The organism is Pseudomonas sp. HLT2-19-2 (assembly GCF_054898005.1).
Genome location: NZ_CM142712.1, coordinates 492,490 through 504,859 on the forward strand (window position 1 = coordinate 492,490; position 12,370 = coordinate 504,859).

Here is a 12,370-nt window from a genome sequence, read left to right on the forward strand (position 1 = left end):
GCGCCGGGCCCTTTTCAGGTCTCGGCGCTCAACACCATGAACAGCACCATCGCCGCCGCCGGCACGCCGAATACGGCGCTGCCGACTACCAGCTCCGTGCTAAAGGGCTGGCCAGCGCTGACCATGCCGACTGCACCGTTGATTAACGTCAGCGCGAACCACAGCACGACAAAGCTGTAGGTCAGGGTCTGGCGGCTGAAACCGATTTTCTCGCCGATGAACAGCATCAGCGCCAGCAGGATCAGGCCGAAGGTGATGATGATGGTGGTGTGCATGGTGTGTTCCGCCCTTCAAATGTGTGTTGCCTTTGAGTCGGCACTGCGGTGTCAGTGTGAGCTTAGTTAAACCAGCCCGCCATTGACCCGCAAAATCTGCCCGTTGACCCAGGCCGAATCCGGGCCTACCAGAAAGGACACGACGCGGGAGATGTCTTCTGGCTGAGCCAGACGTTCCAGCGGGGGCATCTTGAGGAGCACAGCGTGGATCAAGTCAAAGCGATTTTGTGATCCCCGCATTGCCACAGTTCATGGCGCGCTACCCGGACATCGAACTGTCCATCAGCGAGGCCGACCGTTTTGTCGACTTGATCGCTGAAGGCGTCGACGGTGTGCTGCGCGCGGGCGCGCTGATTGATTCGGCGCTGATCGCAAAGCGCGTCGCCAACCTGCGATAAATCACCTGCGCCAGCCCCGCGTACCTGCGCAAATACGGCGAACCGAAAAGTCTCGATGACCTGAAACATCATCGTGCCGTGAACTACGTCTCGCGCACGACCGCCAAGTTATTTCCTATTCATGGTCGATGGCGAACCAAAAAGAGGTAGCCATCGACGGTATTCGGTGCGGAAATCTACGCAGCTTCGGCGATTGCCGGGCTGGGCCTGATCCAGTGTCCGCATTACCGAATGGAAACGCAGATCCCAAGGCCTGGTGCAAGAAATCCTGATCGACACGCCGCCACCGCCGATGCCGGTTTCAGTGCTGTATCCCCACAACCGACACATGTCGCCACGGGTTCGGGTGTTTGTGGATTGGTTGGGGGAAGTGTTTGCGGATGCTCGGTAGCCGTTGGTCCACGGGCAAGTTGGATCTTCTTACCTTCGGCTAATATTTATCATAGTGTGTATGGTGTGTATTAAAAGCTTGTTCGTCGCGTAATGTGCTCAGCAGATGCTGCCCACAAGGACGAAGGTGATGCGAAGTCGGGAAATGATCAGGATGATCGAAGAGGATGGTTGGTGTCTGGTGGCCGTGAAAGGCAGCCATCATCAGTACAAGCATCCATGCAAGCCAGGGAGGGTGACGATAAAACACCCGGACTCAGAGCTTCCAAAAGGAACGATCAACAGCATATTGAAACAGGCGGGTCTGAAATGAAGCCCGAAATCGGATACGAAAGCCCCGAAGGGGCCACATCACAGGAAGGACTCACCGAAATGAAATTCCCGGTCGTTCTGCATAAGGATGTCGACTCAGAATACGGAGTAATTGTCCCGGACGTGCCGGGTTGCTTCTCCGCAGGCGGTACTGTGGCGCAGGCATTTGAAAACGTAAAAGAAGCGTTGTCGTTGCACTATGAAGGCTTGGTGGCCGATGGCCATCCACTGCCGCAGGTGCGTGAGATTGACGCTCATTTTGATAACCCTGATTACGCAGGCGGCGTGTGGGGTGTGGTCGAATTCGATATCACGCCTTACTTCGGCAAGTCGGTGCGCTTTAATGCCACGCTGCCTGAGCAATTGCTTGAACGTATCGACCAAACGGTCAGACGGGATCAGCGATATAACTCAAGGTCTGGCTTTTTGGCTGCTGCCGCACTGCGGGAGTTGTCGGCGTAAACGTGGGTGGATCAAGAATCTATGAAACGTTTCAGCATTTTCTCGAGTCAGAGGTTTATCGGCGTTTGTCTGGGCGTATGCTGGGCAACTTGCGAAGCAGTCGATACCCAATTCAAGACAGACAAGAGAGGATTCGATGACCTACACCGCTGCCGAAAACCGCTATGACTCCATCCCTTACCGCCGCGTGGGGCGCAGCGGGCTGGTGCTGCCGGCACTGTCTTTGGGCCTGTGGCACAACTTTGGCGACAGCACGCCGATCGACACCCAGCGTTCGTTGCTGCGTACCGCGTTCGATCTGGGCATCAACCATTTCGACCTGGCCAACAACTACGGCCCGCCGTATGGCAGCGCCGAGACCAATTTCGGTCATTTGCTGCGCGAAGACTTCAAGCAGCATCGCGACGAACTGATTATCTCGAGCAAGGCCGGTTGGGACATGTGGGCCGGCCCTTATGGTCAGGGCGGCGGTTCGCGCAAATACGTGCTGGCCAGCCTTGATCAGAGCCTGCAACGCCTGGGTCTGGATTACGTGGACATCTTTTACTCCCACCGCTTCGACCCGGACACGCCGCTGGAAGAAACCGCCAGCGCACTGGCTACCGCCGTGCAACAGGGCAAGGCGCTGTACATCGGCATCTCGTCCTACTCGGGGGTTAAAACCCGTGAAATGGCCGCGTTGTTGAAAGAGTGGAAAGTCCCATTGCTGATCCACCAACCGGCATACAACCTGCTCAATCGATGGGTGGAAAAAGACCTGCTGGATACGACGGACGAACTCGGTACGGGTGTGATTGCGTTCACGCCGCTGGCTCAGGGTTTGTTGACTGACAAGTACCTCAACGGTGTGCCGGCGGATGCGCGGGTCAATCGTCCGGGCGGTGGTTCGTTGCAGACATCGCACCTGTCCGAAGCCAACATCGCTCATGTGCGTGCGTTGAATGAGATCGCCAAGCGTCGCGGTCAGAGTCTGGCGCAGTTGGCATTGGCCTGGACGTTGCGCGATCCGCGGGTGACTTCGGCGCTGATCGGTGCGAGCCGTCCGGAGCAGATTGTCGAGAACGTCGGGGCGTTGAAGAATTTGAGCTTTAGCGCGGAGGAATTGGCGGAGATTGATCGGTTTGCCCAGGAAGGTGGGATTAATCTTTGGGAGAAGCCTTCGACGGCTGAGTGATCTCGGGTTGGAGTCTGATCGTTCCCAGGCAGAGCGTGGGAACGATCGGGTTACCGGAAAAACGGCACATCCCCCAGCACCGTCGCCCGCTGCATCACCCGCCGCGCCGGCCGGTAATCATCCACGGCGTAATGCTGTGTCACGCGGTTATCCCAGAACGCCACGTCGTCCTTCTGCCAACGCCAGCGGATCGTAAACTCCGGCCGTGTCGCGTGGGCAAACAAAAACTTCAGAATCACCTCGCTTTCGGTCTCCGACAGCTCATTGATCTTCGACGTGAAGCCTTCATTGACGAACAACGACCGGCGCCCGCTCACCGGGTGCGTGCGGATCACCGGGTGTGACAACGGCGGATTCTTCCTGCGCGCCTCTTCCCACTGGGCCAACGCTTCAGGCGTGTTGCCATAACGTTCCAGCGGAAACGAGCGGGTGAAGTCGTGGGTAGCCGTCAACCCTTCAAGCAAGGTTTTCATCGGCGCGGACAACGCTTCATACGCCGCGATGCCGCTGGCCCACAGTGTGTCGCCACCAAACTCCGGCAGCAGCTTGGCACTGAGTACTGCGCCCATGGCCGGGGTCGGCAGGAAGGTCACGTCGGTGTGCCAGATGGCGTTGTCGCGCACGTCGGTGACGGCGGTGTCGAGGATCAGCACTTCGGGCTGTTCCGGCACATTCGGGTAGATCGGGTGAATATGCAGGTCGCCGAAATGGGCGGCGAATCGCGCTTGTTGCTGTGGCTCGATTGGCTGCTCGCGGAAGAACAGCACCTGATACTTGAGCAATGCCTGCTCGATGGCGTCGCGATGTTCCAGGTTCAGCGGCTGGCTGATGTCGACGCCGCTGATTTGCGCGCCGAGGGCCGAGCTAAGGGGGACGATTGTCAGGATGCTCATGGTCTTTCTCTTCAATCCGGGGCGCCGAGCTGTCGGCGTAGTCAGTGCGATCAAAACGTCTTAGTGAGCCTGGCCATGCCACGGCACCAGTTTGCGTTGCAGGGCGCGCAAGCCCATCTCCATGGCGAAGGCGATCAACGCGATCACCAGAATCCCCAGCACCACCACATCGGTGACCAGGAACTGCGCGGCCGACTGCACCATGAAGCCCAGCCCGCTGGTGGCGGCGATCAATTCGGCGGCGACCAGCGTCGACCAACCCACACCCAATCCAATCCGCACACCGGTCAAAATGTCCGGCAACGCACTCGGCAGAATCACATGGCGAATCAACTGCGCCCGGGTCGCACCTAACGACTGCGCCGCGCGCAATTTGGCCGGGTCGACCGTGCGCACGCCGGTGGCGGTAGCGATGGCAATCGGGGCGAAGATCGCGAGGTAGATCAGCAAAACTTTCGACAGCTCACCGATGCCGCACCAAATCACGATCAGCGGCAGATAAGCCAATGGCGGGATAGGGCGGTAAAACTCGATCAGCGGATCGAGAATGCCGCGAGCGATGCGGTTGTGGCCGATGGCGATGCCGACCGGCACGGCGGTCAGCACCGCGAAACCCAGACCCAAACCGATTCGGCTGAGACTCGCGCCCAAGTGCTGCCACAAGGTCGAATCCATGTAGCCGGTGGTCGCCAGCAGCCAGCCTTTTTGCAGCACGGCGGAGGGTGGTGGCAGGAACAGCGGTTCGATCATCCCCGTGGCGGTGACGGCCCACCAAATGACCACGAGCGCGACCAGCGTCAGCACGCTGATCCACCGCGTGCTGAGGCTGCGACGTACCGGAATGACCACCGATTGGCCGTTGGTTTTTACCGTCGCGGCCGGAATTTCATAGCTGCTCATGCGCGCTCCTGCCGCTGGGCGGTGCTGCGTTGGGAGAACACTTTCGCGAGCACGTGTTCGCGGGTTTCGATAAAGCGCGGGTCGGACTTGATCGAGCGTGCCGACTCACCAGCGGCGTAACGCTGACCGAAGTCCAGGCTCAGGCGCTCGACGATTTGCCCAGGGTTTGGCGCCAACAGAATCAGGTCAGTGGCGAGGAACACCGCTTCTTCAATGTCATGGGTAATCAGAAATACCGGCTTGGCGGTGCGCTGCCAGACTTGCAGCAGCAGCTCCTGCATTTGTTCACGGGTGAAAGCATCGAGGGCGCCGAAGGGTTCGTCCATCAGCAAAACCCGAGGGTCGGCTGCCAAGGCGCGAGCCAGACCAACACGCTGCTTCTGGCCGCCCGAGAGTTGCCAGATTCGGCGACTTTCGAAATCGGAAAGGTCCACCAAGGCGAGCATTTCCCGCGCGCGGATTTCGCGTCTGTCCCGGGAAATGCCGGCCAGTTCCAGACCGAAACCGACATTGGCCAACACGTCCTGCCAAGGCAGCAGCGCATCGTCCTGGAACACCACGCCGCGTTCGGCGCTCGGGCCTTTGACCGGCACGCCATCGAGGGTGATCCGCCCGGCGCTAGGCTCGACGAAACCGGCAATCAGGTTCAACAGCGAGGTCTTGCCACTGCCGGACGGGCCGAGGGCGACCAGCAATTGCTGGGGCCCAAGGCTCAGAGAAATATCCGCCAGCACAGGTTCCGCTGCGCCGGGGTACTGTGCGCTGATGCGCTCCAGCTGAAGCAAAGCCATCGCAGTTAACTCCCGATCAGTTGGTGATGTACTTGGCGCTGACGTAGGGAGCGTAATCCGGCAGCACGGCCTCGACCTTGCCTTGTTCCTTGAGGAACGCGGCGGTGTCGGTGATGGCCTTGGTGGTCGGCGCGCCGAGGGTGATCACCTGATCAGCCGCCAGCGGGTAGACGTTGCCTTGCAGCAACAACGGAATGTCGCTGGCCTTGGCGCCGGAGAGTTTCACCAGCTTGTCGACGTTGCTTTGGTTGGCGAGCCAGGCCTTCGGGTCTTTGCGGTAGTCGGCGTAGGCATCCAGGGTCACTTTAGCGAACGCGGTCACGATCTCCGGGTGTTTCTCGGCGAAGTCTTTACGCACGATCCAGGCATCGAAAGTCGGCGCGCCGAACTTGGCCAGTTCGCCGGAGGTGATCAGTACTTTGCCGTTTTCCTTGGCCACACCGAGCGCTGGGTCCCAGACGTAAGTGGCGTCGATGTCACCGCGTTTCCAGGCGGCGACGATCGCCGGTGGTGCGAGGTTGAGGACGGTGACTTTCGACGGGTCGATGTTCCAGTGCTTCAGGGCGGCCAGCAGGCTGTAGTGGCCGGTGGAAACGAACGGCACGGCGATTTTCTTGCCAATCAGGTCCTGCGGAGTTTTGATCCCGGAACCGTCCCGAGCGACCAGGGCTTCAGCGGCGCCGATCTGGGTGGCGATGAGGAAGGTTTCTACCGGGACCTTGCGGGTGATTGCAGCCGTCAGAGGGCTGGAACCGAGGTAGCCGATCTGCACGTCGCCGGAAGCGATGGCGGCGATGATGTCGGCCCCGTTGTCGAATTTGCGCCAGTCGATTTTGGCGTTGGTGGCTTTTTCGTATGCGCCGTCGGCCTGGGCGACTTTCGCCGGGTCAACGGTGGTCTGGTAGGCGACGGTGACGTCAGCCGCCTGGGCAAAGAAACTCACCGCAGCCAGAGACGCGGCCGCCAGCAGGCGAAGGGGGAAAGTCAATTTCATTGAGAAGCTCCTTGTCAGACGACCGAAAGTCGGCGTGAAAGGAGACTAAATGATCTAAGAATCCGAAAATAAATAACTTTTTCGAATGAGCTTATGAGCGGAAAATTCTAAGCAGGTAACCTGATCGTTCCCACGCTCCGGGGTGGGAATGATCAGTGCCAAGGAGGTTAGTTGCTAATCGCCAGAATGCTCGCCTGATACGACCCGACAAACACATCGAAATCGCCCACCTCGTTCTGCTCCAGCTCAACCTGCTCAGCCAACGACGAACGCGCCCGCGCTTCAAATTTCGCCTGATCATCACCATTCAATGGCTCGCTGCGGAAAAACTCCGCATGCGCGCGGCTCTGACGCAGGGAGAACTGACTGAAGCTCTCCTTGTGCTCAGCCATCGCCGCCAGCACTTGGGCGGATGGCGTCAGGGAAGGATCCTTGACCTTGGCCAGCTGCACATCCATTGACTTGCGATGCGCATCGCCGCCATGACTCTCATCCAGCATCGCAGCCAGTGGAGCAATTTTCTCCAGCAACTCGCTGGCCCACTCTTTCAGGTCCACCGGATGACCGTCGCGTTGCAGTTGCAGGCCCGGGCGGCGACCTTCCTTGACCACGCTGAGGAAGTTCGAGGTCGCGTTGCCGCAAGAGGTGTTGGTCAGTAGCGGGCTGTCGTTCATCGCGCAATACAGCAGGAACGCGTCGAGGAACCGCGACTCCGGCAGGTCGATGCCCATCGGCAGGAACGGGTTGATGTCCAGGCAACGCACTTCGACGTACTGAATGCCGCGGGCCATCAGCGCCTGGATCGGCCGTTCGCCGGTGTAGGTCACACGTTTCGGGCGGATGTTGGAGTAGTACTCGTTTTCGATTTGCAGGATGTTGGTGTTGAGCTGAACCCACTCACCGTCCTGATGTGTACCGATTTCGACGTACGGCGCATACGGCGTGGCAACCGCTTTGCGCAGGCTGTCGGTGTAACTGGCCAGATCGTTGTAGCACGGGGTCAACCCGGCCTGGGCGTTGCTTTGGTAACCCAGATCGCTCATGCGCAGGCTGGTGGCGTACGGAAGGTACAAGGTGTCCGGGTCCAGTTGTTCCAACTGGTGCGAACGACCGCGCAGGAAACCGGCGTCCAGCGCAGGGGAGGCGCCGAACAGGTACATCAGCAGCCAACTGTAGCGACGGAAGTTGCGGATCAGCGCGATGTAAGCCGACGACTGATAGTCGCGGTCGGTGCCGACAAAACCTTCAGCCTCTTTGAGCAGCGGCCAGAGCTTTTCCGGCAGGGAAAAGTTGTAGTGAATCCCGGCGATGCACTGCATGGTCTTGCCGTACCGCAGGGCCAGGCCCTTGCGGTAGACGTACTTGAGCTGACCAATGTTGGAGGTGCCGTAATAGGCGATCGGGATGTCTTCCTCGGCCGGCAACGGGCACGGCATCGATGGACTCCACAGGTACTCGTTGCCGAGCTTGCTGTAGGCAAAACGGTGAATGCTGTCGAGGCTCGCCAGGGTGTCTGCCGGGTCGGGCAGGGCCGGGGTGATGAACTCCAGCAGCGATTCCGAATAGTCGGTGGTGATTTGTTCGTTGGTCAGCGCGGAACCCAATTCTTCCGGGTGCGGCGTTTGCGCCAGGCGACCTTCGCCGGTCACGCGCAGGCATTCACGTTCGATGCCGTGCAGGCACTGTTCGAGCAGAGAGAGGTTAGCTCGCTCGCCGAGCAGAGCCAGGCGGCGGTTGAGAAGTTCGCTCAAGTTGGATTCCTTCACGCGTCAGTCGCCCCAATATGGGGGTGGGCAAGACGGTCTACAAGGGTGAAGTTGAAACTGGCGTTTTCGCCTGGTTTTTGAGCCGGCAGACCAATGTCAGTCAGCCAAGTCGCCACAATCCCGTGCTCCCACAGGTTTTCATAGCGCCGAAATTAACTCAAATTGATGACCACTAGCTACAGGACAGCGAACGTGCCTTGTGCTTTTGCGACGAGTTTGTCGCCCTGCATCACGTCAGCTTCGACCACCAGCGTGCGCCGGCCCGGGTGAATGACCCGCGCCGTGCACATCACTTCGCCGCCTTCAACGGCGCGAATGTAGTTGATCTTGCACTCGATGGTCGCACTCTGCTGGTCAAAGCCGTGGGTGCTGGAACAGGCCAGCCCCATGGCAATGTCCACCAGACTGAACAAGGCCCCGCCGTGCAGCTTGCCGCCGCGATTGCGCAGCTCTGGCGCAAGCCCGAGGGCGACTTGCGCCACCCCGGTCTCCAGACTGTGCAAACGACACCCCAGCAACTTGAAAAAAGCGCTTTCGGTCAGCCCGGCAGGGAATTTCATCAGTGTTTCTTCAGCTGCTTGGCGTTGGCGAACAGCGAAGCCATGGCGTTGTTGGCCGGGGCCGCCGCCGTGGTTTCCTTGCGCGGTGCAGTGTTCTGGGATTGGCGCGAAGACGAGCCGGGACGCGCGCCACGGGCACCGTCGATTTTCTCGCCCGGGGTGTCGCTCATGCGCATCGACAGGCCCACGCGTTTGCGCGGGATGTCGATTTCCATGACCTTCACTTTCACCACGTCACCGGCCTTCACCGCTTCGCGCGGATCCTTAATGAACTTCTCCGAAAGCGCAGAGATGTGCACCAAACCGTCTTGATGCACGCCGATGTCGACGAACGCGCCAAAGTTGGTCACGTTGGTCACCACGCCTTCGAGGATCATGCCCAGTTGCAGGTCCTTGAGGTCTTCGACACCTTCCTGGAACTCGGCCGTCTTGAACTCAGGACGTGGATCGCGGCCAGGTTTTTCCAGCTCTTGCAGGATGTCGGTGACCGTTGGCAGACCGAACGTCTCGTCGGTGTACTTCTTCGGATCGAGGCGCTTGAGAAAGCTGGCATCGCCGATCAGCGAACGGATGTCACGGTCGGTCTCCGCGGCGATGCGCTGGACCAGCGGATAGGCTTCCGGGTGAACGGCCGACGAATCCAGTGGGTTATCGCCGTTCATGACGCGCAGGAAACCGGCAGCCTGTTCGAAGGTTTTTTCACCCAGGCGAGCGACTTTCTTCAACGCCGCACGGGTTTTGAACGCGCCGTGCTCGTCGCGGTGGCTGACGATGTTTTGCGCCAGGGTCGCGTTGAGGCCGGAGATCCGCGCCAGCAGTGCCACGGAGGCAGTGTTGACGTCGACACCCACGGCGTTCACGCAGTCCTCGACCACGGCGTCCAGGCCGCGCGCCAGTTTCAGCTGCGACACGTCGTGCTGGTACTGGCCGACGCCGATGGATTTCGGATCAATCTTCACCAGTTCGGCCAGTGGATCCTGCAGGCGGCGAGCGATCGATACCGCGCCACGGATCGATACGTCGAGGTCCGGGAATTCCTTGGAAGCCAGTTCCGACGCCGAGTAAACCGATGCGCCGGCCTCGGACACCATAACTTTGGTCATCTTCATGGCTGGGTATTTTTTGATCAGTTCAGCGGCCAGCTTGTCGGTTTCGCGGCTGGCGGTGCCGTTGCCGATGGCGATCAGGTCCACCGCATGCTTGGCGCACAGGGCGGCGAGCACGGCGAGGGTCTGATCCCACTTGTTGTGCGGCACGTGCGGGTAAACCGTGGCGTGATCCAGCAGCTTGCCAGTGGAATCGACCACGGCGACCTTGCAACCGGTGCGCAGGCCCGGGTCGAGGCCCAGCGTGGCGCGCGGCCCGGCCGGTGCCGACAGCAGCAAATCGTGCAGGTTGTGCGCAAACACGTTGATTGCTTCGGTTTCCGCGCCATCGCGCAGTTCGCCCAGCAAGTCGGTTTCCAGGTGGGTGTAGAGCTTGACCTTCCAGGTCCAGCGCACCACTTCGCCCAGCCATTTGTCGGCGGCGCGGCTCTGGTTCTGGATGCTGAATTGCTGGCCGATCATGCCTTCGCACGGGTGCATGGTGCCCGGCAGTTCGTCGCCGACTTTCAGCGCAGAACTCAGAATGCCTTCGTTACGACCACGGAAAATGGCGAGCGCGCGGTGCGACGGCATGCTTTTCAGTGGTTCATCGTGTTCGAAGTAGTCGCGGAACTTGGCGCCTTCCTCTTCTTTGCCAGCGATGACGCGGGCACTCAGGATGGCTTCCTGCTTGAGGTAGCTGCGCAGTTTTTCGAGCAAGCCGGCGTCTTCGGCGAAACGCTCCATGAGGATGTACTTGGCGCCTTCGAGGGCAGCCTTCACGTCGGCCACGCCTTTTTCAGCGTCGACGAAGCGCGCGGCTTCAGCCTCTGGCGTCAGGGTCGGGTCGTTGAACAGGCCGTCGGCCAACTCGCCGAGGCCGGCTTCCAGGGCGATCTGGCCCTTGGTGCGGCGCTTCTGCTTGTACGGCAGGTACAAGTCTTCGAGACGGGTTTTGGTGTCGGCGAGTTTGATGTCGCGTTCAAGTTGCGGGGTCAGCTTGCCTTGTTCCTGGATGCTGGCAAGGATGCTGATACGCCGTTCGTCGAGTTCTCGCAGGTAGCGCAGACGCTCTTCCAGATGACGCAACTGGATGTCATCGAGGCTGCCGGTCACTTCCTTCCGGTAACGGGCGATGAAGGGCACCGTGGAGCCTTCATCGAGTAGCGCGACGGCCGCTTCGACCTGTTGTGGGCGTACGCCGAGTTCCTCGGCGATGCGGCTGTTGATGCTGTCCATAAAACCACCTGACAAATTGTGAAAGCAGGCTCGCAGGCGCAGAGATAGAGGCTCGGCGAGTCTGGTTGAGCGGCCTGGCCTGCGCCGCTACCTGGATCAACAGGTATCCCGTTGACCCGTGAAATCGAACAATTACTGCCGCGACCGTGAAAATAAATATCGGCCACTTGCAGCAATGATCAGACGTTGCCTGACACAAAAGGCCGCGCATTATAACCAGCGTTCGGTCATTCCGGGGCATCGCAGGCTGTAGGCAGAAAGGTCGGATTTCTGGCGGTGAAGGAAAAATCTGCTAACAATGCACACGGTGCGTATAACGGCAGCTACGCCATAATGCGCGCCGAGATCAAAGGAGTATCTAATGAGCAGCACTGCAAACATTGCTGAAGGCGAAAAAATTCTTATTGTTGATGACGATCCAGGGCTCAGCAGCCTGTTGGAACGCTTTTTCGTCAGCAAGGGCTACCGCGCCCGCGCCGTGCCGAACACTGAACAAATGGATCGCCTCCTGGCGCGTGAAGTGTTCAACCTGGTCGTCCTCGACCTGATGCTGCCCGGCGAAGACGGCTTGACCGCCTGCCGCCGACTGCGCACCGCGAACAACCAGATTCCAATCATCATGCTCACCGCCAAGGGCGATGAGCTGAGCCGCATCAAGGGCCTCGAACTGGGCGCTGACGATTACCTGGCCAAGCCGTTCAACCCGGACGAGCTGATGGCGCGCGTCAAAGCGGTCCTGCGTCGTCAGTCAGCCCCGGTACCGGGCGCTCCAGGCAGCGAAGACGAAAGCGTGACCTTCGGTGACTACGAACTGTCCCTGGCCACCCGCGAACTCAAGCGCGGCGACGAAGTGCACATGCTCACTACGGGTGAGTTTGCGGTGCTCAAGGCGTTGGTGATGAACGCGCGCCAGCCTCTGACTCGCGACAAGCTGATGAACCTGGCCCGTGGCCGCGAGTGGGACGCCCTGGAGCGTTCCATCGACGTGCAAATCTCGCGTCTGCGCCGGATGATCGAGCCCGATCCATCCAAGCCGCGTTACATCCAGACAGTCTGGGGCGTGGGTTACGTGTTTGTTCCGGATGGCGCCGCCACCAAGTGATCGGCGATTTGTAGGAGCGGGTCTTGCGG

12 protein-coding genes and 2 pseudogenes are annotated in these 12,370 nt (G+C 59.9%); 5 read left to right on the forward strand and 9 right to left on the reverse strand.

Features of this window, described 5'->3' with window-relative positions:
- Positions 1 to 14: 14 nt before the first annotated feature.
- Both ACYZTU_RS02300 and ACYZTU_RS02305 read right to left on the reverse strand, forming a co-directional pair.
- The gene (locus tag ACYZTU_RS02300; protein ID WP_461967740.1) at positions 15 to 275 is read right to left on the reverse strand and encodes a hypothetical protein; all 261 of its coding nucleotides are present in this window, start codon (positions 273 to 275) and stop codon (positions 15 to 17) included.
- Between the two features lie 66 nt (positions 276 to 341).
- Positions 342 to 467: pseudogene (locus ACYZTU_RS02305) on the reverse strand (SDR family oxidoreductase); the annotation flags it as partial.
- Positions 468 to 496: 29 nt separating this feature from the next.
- Between ACYZTU_RS02305 and ACYZTU_RS02310 the strand changes: the two are divergent.
- The 4 genes and pseudogenes from ACYZTU_RS02310 to mgrA form a co-directional block, all read left to right on the forward strand.
- Positions 497 to 1,064, forward strand: a pseudogene (locus ACYZTU_RS02310) (LysR substrate-binding domain-containing protein); the annotation flags it as partial.
- A gap of 129 nt (positions 1,065 to 1,193) precedes the next feature.
- Positions 1,194 to 1,376, forward strand: coding sequence for a type II toxin-antitoxin system HicA family toxin (locus tag ACYZTU_RS02315; RefSeq protein ID WP_461967742.1), 183 nt, complete (start codon positions 1,194 to 1,196; stop codon positions 1,374 to 1,376).
- Positions 1,373 to 1,837: a type II toxin-antitoxin system HicB family antitoxin gene (locus ACYZTU_RS02320; RefSeq protein ID WP_461967744.1), complete on the forward strand. Its 465-nt coding sequence runs from the start codon at positions 1,373 to 1,375 to the stop codon at positions 1,835 to 1,837. The genes ACYZTU_RS02315 and ACYZTU_RS02320 overlap by 4 nt, the downstream gene beginning before the upstream one ends.
- A 136-nt stretch (positions 1,838 to 1,973) precedes the next feature.
- Positions 1,974 to 3,011, forward strand: coding sequence for an L-glyceraldehyde 3-phosphate reductase (mgrA, locus tag ACYZTU_RS02325; protein ID WP_461967746.1), 1,038 nt, complete (start codon positions 1,974 to 1,976; stop codon positions 3,009 to 3,011).
- A 50-nt stretch (positions 3,012 to 3,061) separates the two neighbouring features.
- On the opposite strand, the gene tauD is transcribed toward mgrA, so the two are convergent.
- From tauD to ACYZTU_RS02360, 7 genes are all read right to left on the reverse strand, one after another.
- Positions 3,062 to 3,904: a taurine dioxygenase gene (tauD, locus tag ACYZTU_RS02330; RefSeq protein WP_461967747.1), complete on the reverse strand. Its 843-nt coding sequence runs from the start codon at positions 3,902 to 3,904 to the stop codon at positions 3,062 to 3,064.
- A 60-nt stretch (positions 3,905 to 3,964) separates the two neighbouring features.
- The gene (gene tauC / locus ACYZTU_RS02335) at positions 3,965 to 4,804 is read right to left on the reverse strand and encodes a taurine ABC transporter permease TauC (RefSeq protein ID WP_461967748.1); all 840 of its coding nucleotides are present in this window, start codon (positions 4,802 to 4,804) and stop codon (positions 3,965 to 3,967) included.
- Entirely contained in the window at positions 4,801 to 5,595 is a 795-nt protein-coding gene (gene tauB / locus ACYZTU_RS02340) for a taurine ABC transporter ATP-binding subunit (RefSeq protein WP_461967749.1), read from the reverse strand. Before tauB ends, tauC begins: the two co-directional genes overlap by 4 nt.
- A 16-nt stretch (positions 5,596 to 5,611) precedes the next feature.
- The gene (gene tauA, locus ACYZTU_RS02345) at positions 5,612 to 6,589 is read right to left on the reverse strand and encodes a taurine ABC transporter substrate-binding protein (RefSeq protein ID WP_461967750.1); all 978 of its coding nucleotides are present in this window, start codon (positions 6,587 to 6,589) and stop codon (positions 5,612 to 5,614) included.
- A gap of 167 nt (positions 6,590 to 6,756) precedes the next feature.
- A complete protein-coding gene (gene gshA, locus ACYZTU_RS02350; RefSeq protein WP_461967751.1) occupies positions 6,757 to 8,340 on the reverse strand; it encodes a glutamate--cysteine ligase in 1,584 nt (527 codons plus the stop codon).
- Positions 8,341 to 8,531: 191 nt separating this feature from the next.
- Positions 8,532 to 8,915: a PaaI family thioesterase gene (locus ACYZTU_RS02355; protein WP_131060564.1), complete on the reverse strand. Its 384-nt coding sequence runs from the start codon at positions 8,913 to 8,915 to the stop codon at positions 8,532 to 8,534.
- Positions 8,915 to 11,239, reverse strand: coding sequence for a Tex family protein (locus ACYZTU_RS02360; RefSeq protein ID WP_461967752.1), 2,325 nt, complete (start codon positions 11,237 to 11,239; stop codon positions 8,915 to 8,917). Before ACYZTU_RS02360 ends, ACYZTU_RS02355 begins: the two co-directional genes overlap by 1 nt.
- Before the next feature lie 361 nt (positions 11,240 to 11,600).
- On the opposite strand from ACYZTU_RS02360, the gene ompR reads away from it, so the two are divergent.
- Positions 11,601 to 12,341 carry an osmolarity response regulator transcription factor OmpR gene (gene ompR, locus ACYZTU_RS02365; RefSeq protein ID WP_008149284.1) on the forward strand — a complete coding sequence of 247 codons (741 nt, stop codon included), beginning with the start codon at positions 11,601 to 11,603 and terminating at the stop codon, positions 12,339 to 12,341.
- The last annotated feature ends 29 nt before the right edge of the window (positions 12,342 to 12,370 follow it).

Coding starts and splice junctions, on each gene's coding strand:
- ACYZTU_RS02360 (WP_461967752.1), bottom strand. CDS start 11,239: ATGGACAGCATCAACAGCCGCATCGCCGAGGAACTCGGCGTACGCCCA.
- tauC (WP_461967748.1), bottom strand. CDS start 4,804: ATGAGCAGCTATGAAATTCCGGCCGCGACGGTAAAAACCAACGGCCAA.
- ompR (WP_008149284.1), top strand. CDS start 11,601: ATGAGCAGCACTGCAAACATTGCTGAAGGCGAAAAAATTCTTATTGTT.
- mgrA (WP_461967746.1), top strand. CDS start 1,974: ATGACCTACACCGCTGCCGAAAACCGCTATGACTCCATCCCTTACCGC.
- tauA (WP_461967750.1), bottom strand. CDS start 6,589: ATGAAATTGACTTTCCCCCTTCGCCTGCTGGCGGCCGCGTCTCTGGCT.
- ACYZTU_RS02355 (WP_131060564.1), bottom strand. CDS start 8,915: ATGAAATTCCCTGCCGGGCTGACCGAAAGCGCTTTTTTCAAGTTGCTG.
- tauB (WP_461967749.1), bottom strand. CDS start 5,595: ATGGCTTTGCTTCAGCTGGAGCGCATCAGCGCACAGTACCCCGGCGCA.
- ACYZTU_RS02315 (WP_461967742.1), top strand. CDS start 1,194: ATGCGAAGTCGGGAAATGATCAGGATGATCGAAGAGGATGGTTGGTGT.
- ACYZTU_RS02320 (WP_461967744.1), top strand. CDS start 1,373: ATGAAGCCCGAAATCGGATACGAAAGCCCCGAAGGGGCCACATCACAG.
- tauD (WP_461967747.1), bottom strand. CDS start 3,904: ATGAGCATCCTGACAATCGTCCCCCTTAGCTCGGCCCTCGGCGCGCAA.
- ACYZTU_RS02300 (WP_461967740.1), bottom strand. CDS start 275: ATGCACACCACCATCATCATCACCTTCGGCCTGATCCTGCTGGCGCTG.